Origin of the sequence: Echinicola marina, from assembly GCF_020463795.1 — a bacterium.
Classification (GTDB): Bacteria; Bacteroidota; Bacteroidia; order Cytophagales; family Cyclobacteriaceae; genus Echinicola; species Echinicola marina.
Window position 1 is genome coordinate 2,419,290 of sequence record NZ_CP080025.1, and the last position, 21,356, is coordinate 2,440,645.

Consider the following 21,356-nt stretch of genomic DNA (forward strand, 5'->3'; position numbering starts at 1 on the left):
TTTTGTGGTCAAAAGTGGGGTGTTAAGCACTTTTGGATTAATGGTGATTTGATAATATCCCTGTTTTCAGGGATGGAATGCTTCGATTTTATGAAAAAATTTGAGGAACCAATAGAGATGAAAAGCAGTGGCCAATTGACGATAAACCCAAAAGCATGGTAATAACCATCGCTTTTCAGTCCTTTTGGGAAAATAATTCACTTAACTAATAATCAAAAAATGTTAAACATGAAAAAACTTTTACGCTGTTCTTTGGGAGCGATTTGTTTTCTCCTGTTCCATTTTCAGGTACTGGCCCAGACAGTCAATGTCACTGGTACAGTAACAAGTGCTGATGATGGGACAACTTTGCCGGGAGTAAGCATCTTGGTCAAAGGAACTACCAAAGGTGTCTCATCGGACATTGACGGTAAGTATAAAATTGAAGTAGATCAGGGTGATGTACTGGTTTTTAGTTTTATTGGGATGATATCCCAGGAACAAACTGTTACGGGAGCTGGAACAATAAATGTTGCCCTAGCGGCTGAGGCCAAATCCCTCCAGGAAGTGGTTGTCGTAGGTTACGGAACCCAAAAAAGAAGTGATCTTACAGGTGCGGTAGCCACTGTGGATACGGAAGTACTTGAATCAAGACCGATCACCGATGTGGGTAGAGGTTTACAGGGGACCACCCCTGGCCTGACCATTACCACTCCAAGTGGACAGATTGGCCAGAATCCGCAAATTAGATTGAGAGGTATGACCGGGACTTTGAGTAATTCAGGTGGTGCCCAGCCTTTGATCTTGGTGGACAATGTGGAAGTGCCCAACCTCCAGATGATCAACCCTGAGGATATTGAGTCTATTTCTGTGTTGAAGGATGCCGCATCTGCTTCCATTTATGGTTCCAGAGGTGCCTGGGGGGTGATCTTGATTACTACCAAAACGGGTGAAAAAGGTGAAGCGCCCAAGATCAATTATTCCAATAACTTTTCATGGGCAACACCTACCAAAACTCCTGTTATAGCACCAGCGGCTGAAGGTGCAGAAATGGCCTTTAAAGCTTTACAAAGAACCAATCCTTCCACTAACGTATTTGGTGTCGTGGGAATGTACTTTGATGAAGAGGGCATTCAGAAAATGAGAGAGTGGGAGCAGCAATATGGCGGTCAGAATTTAGGGAATGAAATGGTTTTAGGTAGGGATTTTGAAATCCGAGATGGCAGGTTGTTCTTTTACCGTCCTTGGGATGCCGGGGATATGTTTATGAGGGAAAGTACGCCACAGCAAAAGCATGACCTGTCTGTTGCTGGAGGAACTGACAAGACAACTTATCGTTTAGGGGTAGGTTATCTTGGACAAAACGGAGTGTTAAAAGTAAATCCAGATGAGTTTAACCGTTATTCTTTGGACCTAAGTGTCAATACCGATGTGACGGATTGGATGGAAGTAAGAGGTAAAGTGCTTTACAGTAAGACCCAGTTTACAAGACCATTCTATTTTAGCAGTGAAACATACGATCCTTGGTATTATCTGTTCAGATGGCCAAAAACCTATCCATACGGAACTTATGAAGGTTATCCGTTCAGAAGTGCTGTGACGGAGGTTTCCCAAGCAAAAATGAATGAACAAACCACCTCTTTGAGCAGGATAAACCTTGGCACGACCATTCGTCCTGTAAAAGGCTTGGCCATTAATGCCAATTACACATTTGATTCAAATAATTTCCACGATCACCAAACTGGAGGAGTGGTTTCTGCATATAATTTTTGGTCTACTGGAGCCAATTTGGAGTATGCGCCTTATTCAAGTGCATCCTATAATAGGGTGATTTATGGTTCTTCATGGAGCAATAGGAATGTAGGTAAATTATTCGCCACCTATGATAAGCAGTTTGGAGACCACGCCTTCAAATTCATGGCAGGCGGTGATATAGAGTCTTATGAATATTGGTATCACAGTTCTCAAAGAAGGGATTTGATGGATTTGGATAGAGGAGAGCTTGACTTGGCGTCCGGTGATCAGTTTGTAGGCGGCTCTAGAAACCAATGGGCCACGATGGGGGCCTTCAGTAGGATCAACTATAACTATAAAGAAAAGTATTTTCTGGAATTGAACGGCCGTTATGATGGTTCTTCCAGATTGTCACCAACTGCAAGATGGGCATTCTTCCCTTCTATGTCTGCAGGATACGTCATCACAGAAGAACCCTTTATGGAGCCAGTAACCAATGTGATGTCCTTCTTGAAATTAAGGGCATCTTGGGGGGCTATTGGTAATCAAAATGCCTATCTAAGTGATATCTATAGAATCATGGGGTCTTATTCTTCGGGATGGTTAAATGGCAGTGATAACCAATTGACTTTTGGGACACCTGGCGCTTTGCCTTCTTCTTTGACATGGGAGACTGTGACCACCTTGGATTATGGCTTTGATGCCAGATTCTTCCAGGATAAGTTAGGTTTGACTTTTGACTGGTACAGAAGAACCACCAGTGATATGCACAGTGCAGGAGAGGTGCTTCCGGCTTCCTATGGAACAGGGGCTACCAAGCAAAATTTGGGTGAACTGGAAACTACGGGTTGGGAATTGGCCATCGATTATAGCCATTCCTTTGGAAATGGCCTAAACCTTAATGCAACGGCCATGCTGTCTGACTTCAAAGAGCGTATCACAGAGTTTGCCGATAATAAGAGCATTTATTCCAACAGAGTAGGCAGGACCCTGGGTGAAATTTGGGGATATGAAACGGATCGATTGTTTACAGAGGATGATTTTGTAAAAGATGGCAATGGGGATTTACTGTTGGAAAATGGGAAATACGTGATGAAGGAAGGTATTCCTTCCCAGTCCCTCTTTGAAAGTGGTTGGTTCTTCTATGGCCCAGGAGATGTGAAATACAAGGATCTGGATGGTGACGGTGAAATCACTTATGGTTCCAATACGGTGGAAGATCATGGAGACTTGAAGGTGATTGGAAATTCCACACCAAGGTACCAGTATGGTTTTAGACTAGGTGGTGACTATAAGGGAATTGATTTCAACTTCTTTATCCAAGGTGTGGGTAAGCGTGATTACTGGGCAAACGGGCCAATCTTTGTGCCGGGTTATAGACCTGGTGAAGCATGGTTTGCACATCAATTGGACTACTGGTCACCTGAGAACCCGGATGCCTTCTACCCTAGACCTACCAATCAAGGACAATCCAGCAATAGCAAGAACTTCCTGAGACAGACGAGATACCTTTTGGACATGTCCTATATGAGGATGAAGAATATCACCATTGGTTATTCTTTGCCTCAGTCTCTGATAGGTAAACTGAATATTGACAAAGTAAGGGTTTATTTCAGTGGGGAGAACCTATTTGAATTTGATAATCTTGATTTGCCAATTGACCCAGAAGTGGATTATACCAGTGCAGGTTTAAACGATTCGAATACATTCGGTAGGGTGTACCCTTATAGTAGAAATGTATCTTTTGGTTTACAGATAACACTATAAAAAGCGGAATCATGAAAATTAGAATATTAAGCATATTAGTCGCTGTTTTTACCTTGGTGAGTTGTGATGACTTTCTAGAAAAGCCACCATTGGATCAACTCACAGATGAAACTTATTGGACCAGTGAGGACAATGTAAGGAGTTTTTCCTATGGATTTTATACGGCCTATTTCAGTGGTTATGGCTCTGGTTATGCTTGGGGGAAATTTTTCTCTGGGCAAAGCTTGAATGATGACTTTGGCCCTAGCAGTCCGGCACAGTTTAGACAAAATGTCCCTACTGCTGCAACAAGTTCTTATTGGACATTTGCCTGGGTAAGGAAGGCCAATATCTACTTGCAAAGAATACAAACTGTTCCTATGGAGGAAGAGGCTATCAATCATTGGTCTGGCGTGGCCAGGTTCTTTAGGGCTTTGGAGTACCATGATTTGGTGAAGCAGTTTGGAGACGTGCCTTGGTATGATGAGGAGCTGAACGAAAGTGATGAAGCCATGTTGTATAAGCCCCGTGATCCAAGAGATCTAGTAATGGACAATGTGCTCGCTGACCTTCAGTTTGCTGCTGATAATGTTCGTCAGAACGATGGTACAAGTGGATTGACCGTAAACCGGGATGTGGTATTGGCTTTAATGTCCCGTATTATGCTTTTCGAAGGAACTTGGCAAAAATACCATGAGGGAAATAATGAAAAAGCAAAATCATATCTCGAAGCTGCCAAATGGGCTTCAAATGAATTGATGGCTGGGGGAAATTATTCTTTAGGGGATTATAGAGAAGTCTTTACCTCTCTAAATTTGTCCAGCAATCCTGAGGTGATCCTTTATAGACACTATGAGCCAGGTTTGATTACCCATGCCCTTAACAGTTATAATAATAAAGAGCCGCAAACAGGTGTATCCAAGGATGCCGTGGAGGCATATTTGGCCAATGATGGTTTGCCAATAGGCCTTTCTCCAAATTATCAGGGTGACAGAGGTATTGAGAATGTGATGGCCAATAGAGACGGAAGGATCTATGGAACCTTGGTTTCCGATGAGCTGAGATTAAATGGTATTTTGCCTAATTATAGCACTACCGGCTATGCCACGCTCAAGTTTTTGAATGAAGAAATCAAGGATGAGCCAGAAGGAAGCTCTAATCTGAACTATACTGATTCTCCAGTATTGAGGTACGGGGAAGTATTGATGAATTATGCAGAAGCAGTAGCTGAATTGGCGACTGTTGGTGGACCAGCATTGACCCAAGCAGATTTAGACATGTCTATTAATGAATTAAGAGACCGTCCAGGTGTGGGAATGCCTCATCTAATGCTATTAGGTATGGAGCCTGCTGTAAACGGAGTAGCATATGACGATCCATCTCGGGACCCAAGTGTGCCTTCAATTATTTGGGAAATCAGAAGAGAGCGGAGAGTAGAACTGATGATGGAGGGGTTCCGCTTGGATGACTTGAAACGTTGGAAGAAGCTAGAATACACAGATACAGAGGCCAATGAAAATATCAACAGAGGCGCTTGGATAGATAAAGCGGACTACCCTGGCCTACAGAGTAGTGTGACCCTTACTGAGGGTGAAACAGGATATATCATTCCTTCTACTGCTGCCGCTTCCCAAAGGAGATTTGAAGATCCAAAAGTCTATCTTGATCCAGTGCCTTTGGATCAGATTACCCTTTATGATGAGCATGGAGTGACCTTGGAACAGAACCCCGGATGGGAAGAGTAAAATACTGATTTGTTAGAATGTTTGTTTGGTATGCCCTTCTTTTTGTTATGAAAAGAGGGGCATTTTTCAGATTTTTACTAGATATGGAAGTAGCTAAAAGCTTATATGGTAATGGCTTATGGAGAAGGAATCTTGTTTTCTTACTTCCTTGTTTACTTTTTGCTAACCTTATATTGGCGCAGTCTGAAAATAATTTCATTTATTCCCATGGGGCCATTATCCGGGGGGATCAAAGCCAAAAGCAAATTGCTTTGGTATTTACCGGCCATGAATATGCTGAGGGCGGAACGGAAATTCTGAATACCTTGGCTGAATATCATGTGAAGGCTTCATTTTTCTTTACGGGAGATTTTTACCGTAACCCGGACTTCCAGCACCTGATCAAAAAGATTAATCATCAAAAACACTATTTGGGAGCCCATTCTGATCAGCACCTCCTTTATTGTGATTGGATAGATAGGGACAGCTTGCTCATAGACGAGGCTGTATTTATAAAAGATATTAAGGACAATTATCATGAAATGTCCAAAAAAGGGATAGCTCTTCAAGAGTCCCCCTACTATTTGCCTCCTTACGAATGGTATAATGATACCATTAGCAAATGGACCAAAGAATTAAATTTACAATTGATTAACTTTAGTCCAGGGACAAGGTCAAATGCTGATTACACCCATCCAGGTATGTCCAATTATCTCAGTAGTAAGGAGATTTTTAAGAGTATTATAAGTTATGAAGAGGAGGAAGGACTGAATGGGTTTATCCTGTTAATGCATGTTGGTGTTGGCCCGAAAAGAAAGGATAAATTTTATGATTTGCTTCCCGTGCTGTTGGAACAATTACAAAGTAAGGGGTATCAATTTGTCAAGATTGATCAACTATTGAGGTCACCAAAAATCTATAAATAGCCATGCTGAGTTTATTACTAAATCTATTGATGTTAAACCTCTTGATTCTCCAAGAAAAGGAGGTAGATATACATATCCGTATCAATCAACTAGGGTACTTAACTGAGGATACCAAATCAGCAGTGGTATTTAGCAAAAGCCCCGTTCGTGAAAAATTTGAGCTGGTAGACAATGAAGAGGGTGATGTGGTTTTACAATTAAAGGCGGAAAGAAACAATGCAGAGAGTTGGGGGGAATTTGAGTATTACTATACACTTGATTTTTCTGAGATAGAGGTAAAGGGAGAATATAGGATACAAGCAAAGAAAAGTGGAGCAAGTTCGACCGTTTTTAGCATAGGTGATGCCTACGGAAATCATCAAGAAAGCTTGTTGGAATTTATGCGTCAGCAAAGGTGTGGTTATAACCCTATCTTGGACATGGTTTGTCACCAAAGAGATGGCAGGTCTTTTTACGGGCCATTGCCAGACAGTAGTTATGTGGATGTAAGTGGTGGATGGCATGATGCCGGTGACCAACTTAAATACCTGATAACATCCAGCTATGCCACTGCGCATATGTTAATCGCCTATGAGATGTATCCAGAAAGATTTGATGATCAATTTAATGCTTTGGGGCAGGCTGGTAAAAATGGAATCCCAGATGTATTGGATGAAGCAAAATGGGGATTGGATTGGATCTTGAAGATGCACCCTGCAGCAGATCAACTATATCATCAGGTTGCTGATGACCGTGACCATAAGGGATTCAAAATCCCGGATAAGGACAATTCAGATTACGGTTGGGGGGCAAACAGTTACAGGCCAGTATACTTTGCCACTGGTAAACCTCAAGGACTACAAAAATATAAAAGTGAGGCCACAGGAGTAGCCAATTTGGCGGGCAGGTGTGCTGCAGCAATGGCATTGGCGGCTAGGATCTGGAAGGAAGATTTGGAAGACCCAGTTTTTGCAGAAAAATGTAAGCAGGCTGCCCTAAGCTTATATGCTTTAGGGAGAGAGAAGGAAGGTTACCAGCAAGGAAATTCCTATTCAGCCCCATATCGTTATAATGAATCCACTTGGGCAGATGATATGGAATGGGGAGCAGCGGAACTTTATAAGACTACCAAAAAAGATGAATATTTGGAACAGGCAAAAGCCTATGCCTTGAAAAGTAATACAGCTGATTCCTGGACAGTGGTAGATTCTACGGATCATTATCGACTATATCCTTTTATTAATATGGGCCATTTTGTGCTACATGATTTGGTCGAGGAGCCTTTTAAAAAGGAATTGGAAAATTATTATCTAGCGGGAATAAAATACACTTTGCAAAGGGCCAATAAAAACCCTTTTCAAGTTGGGGTGCCCTTTATCTGGTGTTCCAACAATTTAATGACCGGGTTAATTACCCAAATAATATTATATGAAAAAATGAGTGGGGACCAACAATTCAGTGCTTACCTGGCCAAGCAAAGGGATTGGCTGTTTGGAAGAAATCCTTGGGGAACTTCTATGTTTTCAGGTATTCCTAGTGATGGGGAGTTCCCTGAAAAAGTACATACCAGTCTTTATATTTTGTTGGGTTTGGAAGTGCCGGGAGGTTTGGTGGACGGTCCCATATATCGCTCCATTTATGATAGTTTGATTGGATTGCATTTGGAGGAGCCAGATAAGTTTGCCGCTTTTCAAAATGAACATGTGGTCTATCATGATGATATTGGAGATTATAGCAGTAACGAACCCACAATGGATGGAACTGCAGGAGCTATATTGATGATGACCCACTGGAATAGATAGCGTGAGTGGTCATGTCGCCCTTCGACTCCCTATCCTCCGGAAGGCGGGCGCTCAGGGTGACATGGTAAGAGGCGCTCAGAGGGATTTATAATTGGTGTTCAGTAAAACCCTTCAATTTCATTTAAGTTGATACGAAGGTGTCATTTGATAAAGATAGGCGCTTTATCCTCCCGAGCGAACCTGTCTAACCACCAGGTAGAGTTGAGGGATAATTATAAAGGAAATAGTTAACTGATTATAAAATGAAATACAATTTACTAAAAAGAGGATTGATGGGGATGTTGTTTGCTGGAATTGGCTTGCAGGCTACGGCTCAGCAGGATTCAGTCGCTTCCAAAATCCCTTTTTTAAAGCAAGAAAGTCATTGGGCCGACTCGGTTTTTCAGACTATGAGTCCTGAAGAAAGAATTTCACAGCTGATCATGATTCCAGTGTATTCCAATAGAGACAAGGAGCATGAGGATTCCATAGCCAGTTTAGTGGAGAAATATAAAGTAGGTGGCTTGATATTTTTTCAAGGAGGGCCTGGTAGGCAAGCAAGTATGACCAATCGCTATCAAAAGATAAGCAAGGTTCCCATGATGATTAGCATTGATGCCGAGTGGGGCTTGGGGATGCGTTTGGACAGTACCATGAGTTTTCCCTATCAGATGGCTTTAGGTGGAATAGAGGATGAAAGTTTGATTTATGAGATGGGAGGGGAGATCGCTCGGCAAGCCAAACGTATTGGTGTCAATGTGAATTTTGCCCCAGTGGTAGATATCAATAATAATGCAAACAATCCTGTAATTGGATTCAGGTCATTTGGAGAAGACAAGGAAAATGTGACCTCCAAAGCCATGGCTTATATGAAAGGGATGCAGGATGAGCATGTCTTGGCCAATGCAAAGCACTTTCCAGGTCATGGGGATACCAATGTGGATTCCCATTATGGATTGCCATTGATCAGCTTTTCAAGGGAGAGACTAGAGGAAGTAGAATTATATCCTTTCATAAAACTCATGAAAAATGGATTGGGTAGTGTAATGGTCGCTCATATGAATATTCCTGTTTTGGATGATACGCCTAATTTGGCCTCTACACTTTCCAAGCCAATTGTAAGCGACTTGCTCAAAGGAGAAATTGGTTATGAGGGATTGGTGTTTACAGATGCTTTGAATATGCAGGGAGTGGCGAAGTTTTACCCTCCAGGGATTGTGGATGTGAAGGCACTGCTGGCAGGTAATGACATGTTGCTGAACACCATGGATGTGAAAACCACCATAAGTGAAGTTAAGAAAGCCATTGAAAATGGAGAGATTACCCAAGAAGAAATTGACCGTAGGGTGATGAAGGTGTTAAAGGCCAAAGCTTGGCTGGGATTAGGTAAGTGGGAACCTGTAGAGATGGAAAATGTTTTTGAGGATATCAACAGTTCAAAAGCCCAAAACCTCAATAGAAGGCTGGTGGAGGCTTCCATCACTTTGCTTAGGAATAATGAGGAAGTATTGCCTATCAAGGGGTTTGCAGAGGAGAAGCTGGCATTTTTGGCCATTGGAGCAGAGGAAGAAACAGCCTTCCAAAAAGGCTTGTCCCGATATGTGGAGGCCGATGAGTTCTTCCTTTCCAAAGAAGCTGGTCTGGAGGAGTTGATTGAATTGAAGAAGAAATTAGAGCAATACAGTAAAGTTATAGTAGGAGTACATAATTTGGGCTTGAAAGCCAGTGTGAAGAATTTTGGGATTACAGCAGAGATGAATGTATTTCTCAAAGAGCTGATCCAAGAAGTCCCTACTATTGTCAGTGTGTTTGGGAATGTTTACAGCTTGGACAAATTTGAAGGTATTGAAAATGCAGATGCCTTGATTGCCACTTACCAAGAATCAGATTTGACCCAAGATGTGGCTTCCCAGATTATTTTTGGAGGAGTAGGTGCCAAAGGCAAATTGCCTGTAAGCATTTCTTCCCATTTTAAAATCGGCGATGGCCTGGCCACTAAGGGAGGGTTTAGGTTTTCCTATGTAGAGCCAGAAGCAGTAGGGATTGACAGTAAAGATTTGCAAGGAATCGCAACTTTGGTCAATCAGGCTATTGAGGGAGAGGCCATTCCAGGAGCGACCGTTTTAGTGGCCAAGGAGGGAAAAGTTTTTTACCATAACTCTTTCGGTTACCACACCTATGAAAAAGAGGTGCCGGTAAGTGATGATGACCTTTTTGATATGGCTTCTGTTACTAAAATCAGTACTTCATTGGCCGCTTTAATGAAATTAAAAGGTGAAGGGGAATTTGATGAGAACAATACCCTAGGAACCTATTTGCCTATGGCCAAGGGAAGCAATAAAGAAGATTTGGTTTATACGGATATACTGACTCATCAAGCAGGATTGAAGTCATGGATCGCTTTTTGGCAAAGTACGGTAAAGAAAAGCGGGAAATTCAAATGGGCGACATTTAAAGACCATCAAAGCAAAAGGTTCCCGATAAAAGTGGCAGATAACTTATACATACACAGAAAGTATGCGGATAAGATCTATAAGGAAATAATGAATTCTCCCGTAAGTCCTGAAAAGGAATATGTTTATAGTGACCTGTCATTTATTTTGGCACCCAAGGTGATAGAGAATATTACTGGAGAAGATTTTGAGTCTTATCTGAAAGACGGGATTTACAGTCACTTGGGAGCGAGTACTTTAACTTTTAATCCCTATAAAGATTATCCTGCAGATCGAATTGTCCCTACAGAATATGATAGCTTGTTCCGAAAGCAATTGCTTTCGGGCACTGTACATGATGAAGGAGCAGCGATGTTAGGAGGTGTCAGTGGGCATGCAGGACTATTTGGTGATGCCAATGACCTGGCCAAGTTGATGCAGCTATACCTGAATGATGGTACCTATGCGGGTGAAACTTTGATCAAGGGGAATACGGTAAGTGAATATAGTAAATGTAAGTTTTGTCCTGATAATTTCAGGGCACTTGGTTTCAACAGGCCTTCCAAGCCAGGAGATCCTAATGGAAATTCAGCGCCAAGCGCACCTGAAAGCAGTTTTGGTCATACTGGATTTACAGGTACTTATGCTTGGGTAGATCCAGAAAACGAATTGGTCTATATATTTCTTTCCAACAGGGTATATCCTACACGAGAAAACACCAAGCTTTATAAGCTAAACACCAGAACCAATGTGATGGAAGTCGTTTATCAGGCTTTGAAGAAATAGCATAAGGAACAACCATAAAGTCGAAAATCATGAAAAAGTTACTGGCATTGCTTCTGGTGATGCAGCTAGGGACAGTTTATGCCCAAAATTTCAAGTTTGCTTTTGTGACAGATACACATATCAATGATGCCAATCCTATTCCGAGTGAGGATTTGAGATTGACTGTTGAGGATATAAACAGCTTGGAGGAAATTGATTTTGTGCTGCTCACTGGAGACATCACTGAAATGGGGACGGATTCGGAGATTGAAATGGCTTTTGATATCATTAGTCAACTGAATGTTCCATTTTATATCATACCGGGTAACCATGATACAGGTTGGTCTGAATCAGGTGGAGTGAGTTTTATCCGTGAGTTTGGTTATGATAAGTTTGCTTTTGAGCATAAGGGGTACAAGTTTATCGGAACTGCTTCCGGACCCTATGTGAGGATGTCTGATGGTCATATCCCCAGAGATGCTGTGGTGTGGATGGATTCAGTTTTGGCGGCGACTCCAAAAGATCAGCGAATTATTAATGTGAATCACTATCCTCTGGATAATAGCCTGGACAATTGGTTTGAACTGACAGATAGGTTGAAGCAGTATAATACCCAATTTTCAATTTGCGGTCATGGACACCGTAACAAGCCTTATGATTTTGAAGGAATACCAGGGGTAATGGGCAGGTCAAACCTCAGGGCAAAGGACGAAGTGGGTGGTTATAATATAGTGGAAATCAAAGATGATATGGCTTATTTCTCCGAGAGGACACCTGGGCAAACTACCCTAGATCCTTGGAGGAAGGTAGCATTGGGAGCTAGGACTTTTGAGGATGAAAATTTTGAAAGGCCGGATTTCAGTATTAATGAAGATTATCCAAGGGTAAATAAAAGGTGGAGCTATCATAGTGATGCGAATGTGATCTCCACTCCACTGGTAACTGATGACTTGGTGGTTTATGGCAATAGCTTAGGAAAAGTTGAAGCCCTTTCCAACCTGACTGGTGAGCTGAAGTGGAGTTTTCAAACAGGTGGAGGGATATTTTCTTCACCTGCAAAGTATAGAAAACAGCTCATAGTTGGATCTGGGGATGGTTTTGTCTATGCATTGAGCTTGAAAGATGGTCAGGTCATTTGGAAGACTAAAACAGGGGCTTCTGTGCTTGGTTCTCCTGTTATAGAGGATGGCAGGGTTTATATTGGAGGCAGCGATGGTCAGTTCCGAGCATTGGATGCTAATGACGGAAAAGAGATTTGGGCATTTGAGGGATTAGGCGGGCCAGTAGTTAGCAAGGCTTTGGTGTACAATGGCAAAGTTTATTTTGGCGCTTGGGATAAGTATTTCTATGCCTTGGACCAAAAAGATGGAAGTTTAAGCTGGAAATGGTCCAATGGTTCTCCCAATAGAATGTATTCTGCTGCCAGTTGTATTCCGGTAGCTCATGACGGTGTGGTTTATATTGTCGCTCCTGATCGTTATATCACTGCCCTCAATGCAGAGAATGGAGAGGAGTTTTGGCGAAGCAATGAGGCAACTGTCAGAGAATCAATTGGGATTTCTGAAGATGGTAATTGGGTATATGGAAAGACGATGAATGATGAAATTGTAGCCTTTAAAACGGGTAAGGAGAAGGCCGAATTGGCTTGGCGGATGGATTGCGGTTTCGGGTATGAACACGTGCCATCCATGTTGATTGAAAAAGAAGGTGATGTGTATTTTGGGACAAAGAACAGTGCTGTTTATAGCATCAACCCTAAGTTGAGGGAAATCAACTGGGCTCATAAGGTGGACAATTCAATGGCCAATACTGTGAGCGTAATTGATGGTCATTCGTTGGTAGTGGCAACAATGGACGGAAAAGTAGAGTTTTTAGAATTTTAATCGCGTAGCTATGAAAAAAGAAAATTGGATTTCGAGGTTTGTCCTTGTATTGCTTGTTGGACTGGTAATGATTTCCTGTAAAAATGAGTCAAAGAAATCAGTTGACACATTGGATGAAGAGGAGTTTTCAAGGGTAGTCATTGGTGCAGAACGGCTTTTAGATGAGGATTACTTTCCTTTTATATCGGGGAAGAAAGTGGCCTTGGTGACCAACCATACCGGGGTATTACCTGATGGAAGGCATTTGGTAGATATGTTATACGAAAATGAGCAAGTGGATTTGACCTTGCTTTTTGGTCCAGAACATGGCATTCGTGGCGAAGAAGATACCCATGTGTCAGATGGAAAGGATAGTCGTACTGGATTGCCTGTGATTTCATTGTATGGGAAAGTAAGAAAACCAAGCACTGAAATGCTAGAAGGGATAGATGTGATTATTTTTGATATACAGGATATCGGAGCACGTTTCTATACTTATATCGCAACGATGAACCATGTGTTGGAAGCTGCAGCGGAAAATGACATTCCTTATTTGGTTTTGGACAGGCCCAATGCAATAGGCGGTGTTTATGTGGATGGTCCGGTGGGAGAACACCAAAAGGAACCTGTCACGGGTGTGGATCAATTGCCTATTGTCCATGGAATGACTGTAGGGGAGCTGGCAAAAATGTTCAATGAAGAAAGAACAAAGAATGGGTTAAAAAAGGCCGATTTGACAGTAGTGAAAATGAAAAACTATGAAAGGGAAAAGTGGTATGACGAGACCGGTCTTCCTTGGATCAAACCATCACCCAATATGTTGACCTTGACGACAGCAGCTTTATATCCCATGACTTGTCTTTTAGAAGGTACCAATATGTCTGAAGCCCGTGGTACATTGCATCCATTCGAGCATATCGGTGCAACTTGGGTAGATGGAAAAGCCCTTGCGGATAAACTTAATAGCTATGAACTGGAAGGAGTATCATTCCGTCCTAGTCAGTTTACTCCAGCAGAAATAGTGGATGGGATAAAAATTTATCCGCCAAAGTTTTTGGGAGAGAGGTGTGAAAGTGCTCTTATAACCGTGGAGGATAGAACCAATTTTGCTTCTGCCCAAGCAGGGGTGTACATGATGAAAGCCTTGTATGAATTATACCCGGAAAAGCTGGAATGGAAAGCCGAAAGGATGGACAGGCTATTGAAAACTTCATCTGTAAGGGAAGGAGTATTAAATGGAGAAAGTCCAGAGGAGATTATCCAACAATGGTCAGAGGGCTTGGATGATTTTAAAAAGGTCAGGTCAGGTTATTTGCTTTATTAATAAGCTTGTATTTATAAAAAATAAAAGGCTGTCTCAAAGATCCAATTTATTGCAATTGTAGCAATAGCGAAGAGAAGTGATCTCTCCATACGTACAATCTGAGTACTTGGAGATCACTTCGCTTCGCTGGTGATGACGTGGATTGATGAGACGGCCTCTTTTGCTTATAAGAAGTTAGGTTTGTCCAGTTTTTGACCAATTCGGTAGGCGGCATTCATTAGTCCTACATGGCTATAAGCCTGAGGGAAATTGCCCCATTGGGAACCTGTTTCGTGGTCTACATCTTCAGAGAAAAGCTGTAGGTGATTACAGTATTTGGTAAGTGTTTCAAAACCCTCTACCGCTTCATCCAACCTGTTGACACAGGCCAGTGCTTCAATATACCAGAAAGCACAGATCAGGAAAGTGGTTTCAGGTACACCAAAATCATCCATATGCTTATACCTGTAGAAGAGATAGTCTTTTGCCAGCAGGTCTTTTTCCAACATTTTTAGGTGGTTATTGGCACGTTCTATATCATTGCCAAAGTAGCCCATGGTAATCAATTGCAAGGTGCTGGCATCCATGTTTTTGGTACCTATGGCCTGAGAATAAGCTTTCATTTCCGGTACATAGCAGGCTTCGATCTTTTCTATGGCTTTTAGCCGCAGTCCTTCTGCTTTTTTCCGCATTTTGTCATTACCTAATCTGTCCGCTATTTTGATAGCTGCGCAGCTTCCTGCCCAATGGAAGATAAAGGTATAGCAGTGTTCTTGGGCCAAATTTCTGAATTCCCACAAGCCTGCATCTTTTTCATTCATGGTTTCCTCGATTTTATCCAGAAGATTGTTGATGAATGGAGCAGAGTGGCTTTTTTCCGATTCAATAAAACGCTTGTCAGCATACAGTGGTAATAAACTTACCAATACCTGGCCATAAAGGTCGTTTTGGATATGGGTATAGGCTTGGTTGCCGAATCTAACAGGCTGGTTGTCCAAGTATCCGGATAGGCTACTGAGTTCTTCTTCCAAGAGTGCCGAGCCAGTAATTGAATATAGAGGCTGATACCTGCCATTGGCATTAGTGGGGAGGTTTTGAATATATTCAAAATACCTTTCCAATTCTTGGAAATGTCCCAAGGAGTTAAAGACGTTCAAAGTATAATAACTGTCCCTGATCCAGCAGTACCTATAATCCCAGTTTCGGGTAGAGCCAGGTGATTCGGGAAGACTGGTGGTGGAGGCTGCGATGATGGCACCAGTATCCTCAAATTGGTGGATCTTCAAAACTAGGGCTGAGCGGACAACTAATTTCTGATAAAAGTGGGGAATACTGGTGGACTTGATCCATTCTCTCCAATATTGGGTAGTAGCTTGAAGGAACCTTTCTGCGGTGCTTTCTACAGGAGCCTCCAGTGGTTGCCCATAGGTGAAAAACAGATAAATCGGTCTCTGCAGTCTAAAAGCTCTGTCCTCTATGATATAGTTTACCGAGCAATTGGAAGTAAGTCTTACTTGTTGTTCCCCGCCAAGGTATTCAATATGATTACTGCTCATGGAAGGTTTCAAGACTTTCTCCCCCCTGTTCGTTACAGGTTTACAGTTGATTTTGATTTTGGGTTCTCCTTTGATGGGCACCACTTTTCTCACCACCATGAGGGGTTTGTGGTATCGTTCAAAATTATGGAACCTTGGGGCAAAATCAGTCACCGAATAAGCTTCTTCTCCATTGTCGAGACTGATGGTGGTCCTCAGGATATTGGTGTTTTCCAAATATTCTTGTTCGGAAGAATAGCTGTCACTTTCAGGAAGTATATTGAACTCACCTCCTTTTTCTTTGTCCAGCATGCTGCCAAACATAAAATCACTGTCAAATCTTGGAAAACACAACCAGCTAATATTGGTGTTTTTTTCAATGTGGGCAATGTAAGCACAGTTTCCGATTAGTCCGGTACCGTAATGATGTGTTTTAGTCATAATCAATTGTTGAATGGTATAAAAAATGAGCGGCTATTCTGGAATAGCTTTGAAGATAATAAAAAATGGAAAGTTGAAAAACACTATTTTGGCATTTTTTGCGTCGATAGTGAATAAATAGCTTAAGAAATCGGCTTGTTTTATAAAAAAAATGAAACTGCCCATAAATTATAAATCTATGGGCAGGGGCTTAAAATTTTTATCTTTTTCCTTCAAATGGAACGTAAACCACCTTTTTGGTTTTGAAAAAGTCTTCCTTGAAATAGTCATCCAAATGGTAGGTGACATAGGAAATGTCCAGTTCTTCCATTTCTTCATCTACCTCTCCGCCTTTTAGGTAGAGAATGCCATTTTGAAATTCGTTGAAGTCTTCTTTTTTAAACTTTCCTTTTACCCAAGGGTAGAAATTGGCCATTCGGGTTACTGCCCTGCTAACCACAAAATCATATTTTCTCACTAATGATTCAGCCCGGACCTGTTGGGCTTCTACATTGCTTAGTTTAAGACTTTTGGCTACATCCTTGACCACAGTGATTTTTTTGCCAATGGAATCTACCAAATGGAAATTGGTGTCAGGAAAGAGTATGGCCAAGGGAATGCCGGGGAAACCACCGCCTGTACCAATGTCCAGCACCCAGGTGCCTGGTTCAAAATTCATGACCTTTGCAATCCCCAAGGAGTGAAGTACATGGTGAATGTAAAAGGAATCCATGTCCTTTCGGCTGATTACATTGATTTTTTGGTTCCAATCCCGGTAAAGCTCGCCCAATGCAGCAAACTGTTCTTTCTGTCGGTCCGATAGGTCTGGGAAATATTTTAAAATCAGGTCTAATTCCTGGTTCATAGCCATTGTTTGTTATTTGCTCTTATAATTAGGCAAAGATAAGGCTTTCACACTAATGATGATAATATTGCCTCATGCAATAGCTGATAAAAGGATGGACAGGAAGGTTAAGTCAAGAGAGGTAATAGAAAAGGCTGTTCTGGATTGCAAATCCAGAACAGCCTTTTGTCTTTTATCTAGCGTGTTACGTCTTAAATCTCCAGTCTAGCCTCTAAATATGCTTATCCTTCCCTTGGGCAATTTCATATAATAACTCCCTTGATCGGTGCAATTGGGCTTTTACCGTGCCAAGAGGTTTGTCCAGTTCTTGGGCAATTTCGTCATAGGATAGCTCATCAAAATACCTGAGCTTGACCAGTTTTCTGTATTTGGCGGGGAGTTTGTCCACGAAAATACGGACCATCTCGATCCTTTGGCTTTTGATGAACTCATCTTGAGGGTTGTTGTCATCATCTTCCACGTCGATATTAACAGAGTTTCCTCCATCATCTGTAAGGGTATTGTTCAAGCTCATGGTCTTGAGTTTTTTCTTACGGATAAAATCAATGGTATTATTGGTAGCGATCCTAAAAAGCCAGGTGCTAAAAGTATAATCCTTTTTGAATTTATGCAGGTTACGGAATGCTTTGGCAAAGGCTTCCATGGTCAGGTCTTCAGCGTCATCTGCATCACGGATCATTTTTAGGATCATGAAGTAGACGGCCTTCTTGTACCGTTTCATTAAAGTGGCATATGCTTGCTGGTCTTTTTGATCTACTGCTTTGTCAATTAAGTCAAAATCTTCTAGCGCTTTGTCTGAGAACCCTCTTTCGTTTATTTCCATCTAACTGTTTTTGATAGGTAACCTTTTGCCCCAATAATCCAAAAATAACTTAAATACATTAAATCGAAAAACATCGTCCAGAACACTTTTTGATGTCCTTCAATTTTCTTTATCGCACCGTTAATAGCGGAAAACTGGAGTATAGCCCTTATAACTATAATACTAATAATTACGGCAATTGGTTCCCATTGCCGAACAATACCCAACAAAGCTATGGCCGCGGTCCAAAAAAACAAATGACTAATTGCATAAATGCCTATTTTGGCTTTATCAGTGGTCTTATAGTATTTCCCCGTTTGAAAGTGCCTCTTTTTCTGGATATAATATTCCTTAAATGTCTTTTTGGGGATAGACCGCGTAATGCTTTCCGGATGGATGACCACTGAAGTGTTTTTTCTCCCCGCATATTTGTTTACATAGAGGTCGTCATCGCCCCCAAGGATCTTCCACAGATCTTTGAAGGCTTTTTTATCCATAAAAAAATGCTTGCGGTATGCCAAATTTCTTCCCACGCCCATAAATGGGGCCTTCCAAAGTGCAAAGGAGAAATATTGGATAGCGGTAAACCATGTTTCGTATTGGATAAGGGCATTGAGAAAACCCTTTGCTTTTTCATAGCCCCCATAGCCCAGGGCAAAGATTTTGTTTTCGTTACGGATAGGCTGGGTCATTCGACTGATCCAGTTTTCCGAGACAGGACAGCAGTCCGCATCGGTAAGCAGAAGGACATCATATTTGGCTACTTTTATCCCCAGGGTGAGGGCATATTTTTTTGGTGTGACATGTTCTGGAGTATAATTGACCGTAACCGTTCTTAATCTGGGATAATCAGACATCAGGCCTTCCAACAAAAAACGTGAATCATCATTTGATCGGTCATTGACCACCAGTACTTCAAATAGGGGGTAGTTTTGTTTGAATAGTTCGGGGATAAGTTTTTTTAGGTTTTCTTCTTCATTTCGGGCTGCAATAATGATGCTTACTCCTTCTTGGTTTTGCTGCAAGTTTTGATTGGGTTTTGCTTTGTAAAAGAAGCTTAACCTGCCATACACAAAAGTTAGATAGATAAATTGGATTAATGTTGCTGCTCCTAAAATGAGCCACAGAAAATTGATGATCATGGGTTGTTTAGTTACAGCGTAAAGATAAAATCAAAAACAGCAACTCTTTTAAGGATAAGCTTATATTTTTGTGCTTGATTTGATAACTAAATCATAACACGGTCGTTTTGATCTTGTTTGAAAAAGAAAATAAATGAAATTCATTCTCGAAAATAAAGACGAAAAGAGTAAAGCCCGGGCAGGTGTGGTGAAGACAGATCATGGGGATATACAGACCCCGATCTTTATGCCAGTGGGAACAGCAGGCTCAGTGAAGGCAGTGCATCAAAGGGAACTGACCTATGATGTCAAGGCACAGATAATATTGGGAAATACCTATCATCTTTATTTGAGGCCTGGTCTGGATATCTTGGAAAAGGCAGGTGGTTTACATAAGTTCAATGGCTGGAGCAAACCTATACTTACCGATAGTGGCGGGTATCAGGTTTTTTCTTTGGCTGGCACTAGGAAGATTACTGAGGAAGGGGTGCTCTTTAAGTCCCATATAGATGGGTCCAAACATAAGTTCACGCCAGAAAATGTGATGGATATCCAAAGGTCTATTGGGGCAGATATCATCATGGCATTTGATGAGTGTACTCCTTACCCTTGCGAATATGGTTATGCCCGTGAATCCATGGAGATGACCCATAGGTGGTTGAAGCGTTGTATAGAACAAGTAGATAGCACGGAAGGGAAATATGGCTATAACCAGACTTTGTTCCCTATAGTGCAGGGAAGTGTCTATAAGGATCTAAGAAAGCAATCTGCTGAATTTATTGCTTCTTGTGATAGGGATGGTAATGCTATTGGAGGGCTTTCAGTAGGAGAGCCTGCTGAGATGATGTATGAGATGACCGAGTTGGTGACAGATATTTTACCAAAGGACAAGCCTAGGTATTTGATGGGGGTAGGTACTCCTGCCAATATTTTGGAGTGTATTGCCTTGGGCGTGGATATGTTTGATTGTGTGATGCCAACAAGGAATGCAAGGAATGGCATGTTGTTTACTTCAGAAGGGATCATGAACATGAGGAATGAAAAGTGGAAAGATGATTTTTCTCCTATCGATCCGAATATCAATAGTTATGTGAGTAATTTTTATTCCAAGGCTTATTTGAGGCACCTGACCATCAGTAAGGAGATTTTGGCTGCTCAAATTGCAAGTATTCATAATTTGAGTTTTTACCTTTGGCTGGTAGGTGAAGCTCGTGAAAAGATCAAGTCTGGAGAGTTTTCTGTTTGGAAAGATATGATGGTAAAAAAAGTCAGTAGAAGATTATAATGAAATTACTGGATAAACTTATTATAAAGGATTTTCTCAAAACATACTTTTTTGTGGTTTTGATGCTGATCATGATTGTCTTGGTGTTAGATTTCACCGAAAAGAATGATGAGTTTATCCGTAATGATGTGCCCACAGCGGAAATTCTGGAATACCTGTTTAATTACGGTCTGTACTTGAATAACCTTCTTACGCCGATTACGGTTTTTATCTCAGTGATTTTCATTACTTCGAGGATGGCAGGAAGAACGGAGATTGTGGCCATATTGAGCAGTGGGGTGAGTTTTATGCGGATGCTGGTACCATTTTTGATGGGGGCTTCTTTGATTGCAGTGGCCAGTTTCTTGTTGAATGGTTGGGTACTGCCCGGAGCGACAGCAGGGGTTTATGAATTTAAAAGGGAGTACTTAAAAGATGATGGCCAGTACAATTATCAAAACCTCCATGTCAAAGTGGCTCCAGATGTTTATGCTTATATTTCCAGGTATTATACGGGGCCCAAAACGGGCTATTCCTTTACTTTGGAGCATATTAAAGACGGAGAGCTTTTGTCAAAGTTGTCTGCAGATAGGATAGTTTGGGACACTGCGGCCAATGCTTGGGAGGTACGGAACTGGAAACTCAGAGAGCTGCAGGAAATGGGAGAGGAGTATTCAGTGGGAGAACAAATGGATACGGTGCTTTCCATTACTCCTGAAGATCTCGATCTTCCACCCAATCATCATGAAACGCTAAACCTTCCAGACCTCAGTAAACAAATCAAGGTATTGGAGGATCGTGGTGCGGATAATGTGAGTTTTTATAAGATTGAGCGATATGTTCGGTTTATGTCTCCTTTTGCAGCAATTATCCTGACTTTTATAGGAGTGATAGTTTCTTCTAAAAAGACTAGGGGAGGTTCGGGTTTTAAGATTGCACTGGGCTTTCTACTGGCATTTATTTATATTATTTTGTTTTTGCTGTCGAGGACTTTTGCTGAAGCGGGCACTTCCTATCCTTTGTTTGCGGTATGGTTGCCTAATATTGTTTTTGCGGCAACGGGACTGGTGATGTATAAGACGGTTCCTAGATAAAATACAGGTTGGATTGATTGTTTT

General features: G+C 41.6%; 13 protein-coding genes. 9 read left to right on the forward strand and 4 right to left on the reverse strand.

Annotated features, from left to right (window positions below; translation table 11 throughout):
• Positions 1 to 228 precede the first annotated feature (228 nt).
• From KZP23_RS10170 to KZP23_RS10200, 7 genes are all read left to right on the forward strand, one after another.
• On the forward strand, positions 229 to 3,480 hold the full coding sequence (locus KZP23_RS10170) for a SusC/RagA family TonB-linked outer membrane protein (protein ID WP_226336133.1): 3,252 nt from the start codon (positions 229 to 231) through the stop codon (positions 3,478 to 3,480).
• 11 nt (positions 3,481 to 3,491) lie between these two features.
• Positions 3,492 to 5,204: a RagB/SusD family nutrient uptake outer membrane protein gene (locus KZP23_RS10175; RefSeq protein ID WP_226336134.1), complete on the forward strand. Its 1,713-nt coding sequence runs from the start codon at positions 3,492 to 3,494 to the stop codon at positions 5,202 to 5,204.
• Between the two features lie 83 nt (positions 5,205 to 5,287).
• Entirely contained in the window at positions 5,288 to 6,109 is an 822-nt protein-coding gene (locus tag KZP23_RS10180; RefSeq protein ID WP_226336135.1) for a polysaccharide deacetylase family protein, read from the forward strand.
• A gap of 2 nt (positions 6,110 to 6,111) precedes the next feature.
• Positions 6,112 to 7,890, forward strand: coding sequence for a glycoside hydrolase family 9 protein (locus KZP23_RS10185; protein WP_226336136.1), 1,779 nt, complete (start codon positions 6,112 to 6,114; stop codon positions 7,888 to 7,890).
• A 242-nt stretch (positions 7,891 to 8,132) separates the two neighbouring features.
• On the forward strand, positions 8,133 to 11,087 hold the full coding sequence (locus KZP23_RS10190; RefSeq protein ID WP_226336137.1) for a glycoside hydrolase family 3 N-terminal domain-containing protein: 2,955 nt from the start codon (positions 8,133 to 8,135) through the stop codon (positions 11,085 to 11,087).
• A gap of 29 nt (positions 11,088 to 11,116) precedes the next feature.
• Complete coding sequence (locus KZP23_RS10195; protein ID WP_226336138.1) at positions 11,117 to 12,949, forward strand: outer membrane protein assembly factor BamB family protein; 1,833 nt, start codon at positions 11,117 to 11,119, stop codon at positions 12,947 to 12,949.
• 10 nt (positions 12,950 to 12,959) lie between these two features.
• Positions 12,960 to 14,252 carry an exo-beta-N-acetylmuramidase NamZ family protein gene (locus KZP23_RS10200; protein ID WP_226336139.1) on the forward strand — a complete coding sequence of 431 codons (1,293 nt, stop codon included), beginning with the start codon at positions 12,960 to 12,962 and terminating at the stop codon, positions 14,250 to 14,252.
• Between the two features lie 164 nt (positions 14,253 to 14,416).
• On the opposite strand, the gene KZP23_RS10205 is transcribed toward KZP23_RS10200, so the two are convergent.
• The 4 genes from KZP23_RS10205 to KZP23_RS10220 form a co-directional block, all read right to left on the reverse strand.
• Entirely contained in the window at positions 14,417 to 16,207 is a 1,791-nt protein-coding gene (locus KZP23_RS10205) for a glycoside hydrolase family 15 protein (RefSeq protein ID WP_226336140.1), read from the reverse strand.
• Positions 16,208 to 16,406: 199 nt separating this feature from the next.
• On the reverse strand, positions 16,407 to 17,051 hold the full coding sequence (gene rsmG / locus KZP23_RS10210) for a 16S rRNA (guanine(527)-N(7))-methyltransferase RsmG (protein WP_226336141.1): 645 nt from the start codon (positions 17,049 to 17,051) through the stop codon (positions 16,407 to 16,409).
• A gap of 211 nt (positions 17,052 to 17,262) precedes the next feature.
• On the reverse strand, positions 17,263 to 17,874 hold the full coding sequence (locus tag KZP23_RS10215; RefSeq protein WP_186757544.1) for an RNA polymerase sigma factor: 612 nt from the start codon (positions 17,872 to 17,874) through the stop codon (positions 17,263 to 17,265).
• Complete coding sequence (locus tag KZP23_RS10220; protein WP_226336142.1) at positions 17,865 to 18,995, reverse strand: glycosyltransferase; 1,131 nt, start codon at positions 18,993 to 18,995, stop codon at positions 17,865 to 17,867. Before KZP23_RS10220 ends, KZP23_RS10215 begins: the two co-directional genes overlap by 10 nt.
• A gap of 133 nt (positions 18,996 to 19,128) precedes the next feature.
• Here KZP23_RS10220 and tgt point away from each other — a divergent pair, with 133 nt between their 5' ends.
• Positions 19,129 to 20,259 carry a tRNA guanosine(34) transglycosylase Tgt gene (gene tgt / locus KZP23_RS10225; protein ID WP_226336143.1) on the forward strand — a complete coding sequence of 377 codons (1,131 nt, stop codon included), beginning with the start codon at positions 19,129 to 19,131 and terminating at the stop codon, positions 20,257 to 20,259.
• Positions 20,259 to 21,332, forward strand: a complete 1,074-nt coding sequence (locus tag KZP23_RS10230; protein WP_226336144.1) for an LptF/LptG family permease — start codon at positions 20,259 to 20,261, stop codon at positions 21,330 to 21,332. The genes tgt and KZP23_RS10230 overlap by 1 nt, the downstream gene beginning before the upstream one ends.
• Positions 21,333 to 21,356 lie beyond the last annotated feature (24 nt).

Bases quoted from the DNA above. Each gene is read 5' to 3' on its own strand.
- rsmG (WP_226336141.1), bottom strand. From the start codon at position 17,051: ATGAACCAGGAATTAGACCTGATTTTAAAATATTTCCCAGACCTATCG.
- tgt (WP_226336143.1), top strand. From the start codon at position 19,129: ATGAAATTCATTCTCGAAAATAAAGACGAAAAGAGTAAAGCCCGGGCA.
- KZP23_RS10170 (WP_226336133.1), top strand. From the start codon at position 229: ATGAAAAAACTTTTACGCTGTTCTTTGGGAGCGATTTGTTTTCTCCTG.
- KZP23_RS10215 (WP_186757544.1), bottom strand. From the start codon at position 17,874: ATGGAAATAAACGAAAGAGGGTTCTCAGACAAAGCGCTAGAAGATTTT.
- KZP23_RS10175 (WP_226336134.1), top strand. From the start codon at position 3,492: ATGAAAATTAGAATATTAAGCATATTAGTCGCTGTTTTTACCTTGGTG.
- KZP23_RS10195 (WP_226336138.1), top strand. From the start codon at position 11,117: ATGAAAAAGTTACTGGCATTGCTTCTGGTGATGCAGCTAGGGACAGTT.
- KZP23_RS10190 (WP_226336137.1), top strand. From the start codon at position 8,133: ATGAAATACAATTTACTAAAAAGAGGATTGATGGGGATGTTGTTTGCT.
- KZP23_RS10220 (WP_226336142.1), bottom strand. From the start codon at position 18,995: ATGATCATCAATTTTCTGTGGCTCATTTTAGGAGCAGCAACATTAATC.
- KZP23_RS10230 (WP_226336144.1), top strand. From the start codon at position 20,259: ATGAAATTACTGGATAAACTTATTATAAAGGATTTTCTCAAAACATAC.
- KZP23_RS10205 (WP_226336140.1), bottom strand. From the start codon at position 16,207: ATGACTAAAACACATCATTACGGTACCGGACTAATCGGAAACTGTGCT.
- KZP23_RS10185 (WP_226336136.1), top strand. From the start codon at position 6,112: ATGCTGAGTTTATTACTAAATCTATTGATGTTAAACCTCTTGATTCTC.
- KZP23_RS10180 (WP_226336135.1), top strand. From the start codon at position 5,288: ATGGAAGTAGCTAAAAGCTTATATGGTAATGGCTTATGGAGAAGGAAT.
- KZP23_RS10200 (WP_226336139.1), top strand. From the start codon at position 12,960: ATGAAAAAAGAAAATTGGATTTCGAGGTTTGTCCTTGTATTGCTTGTT.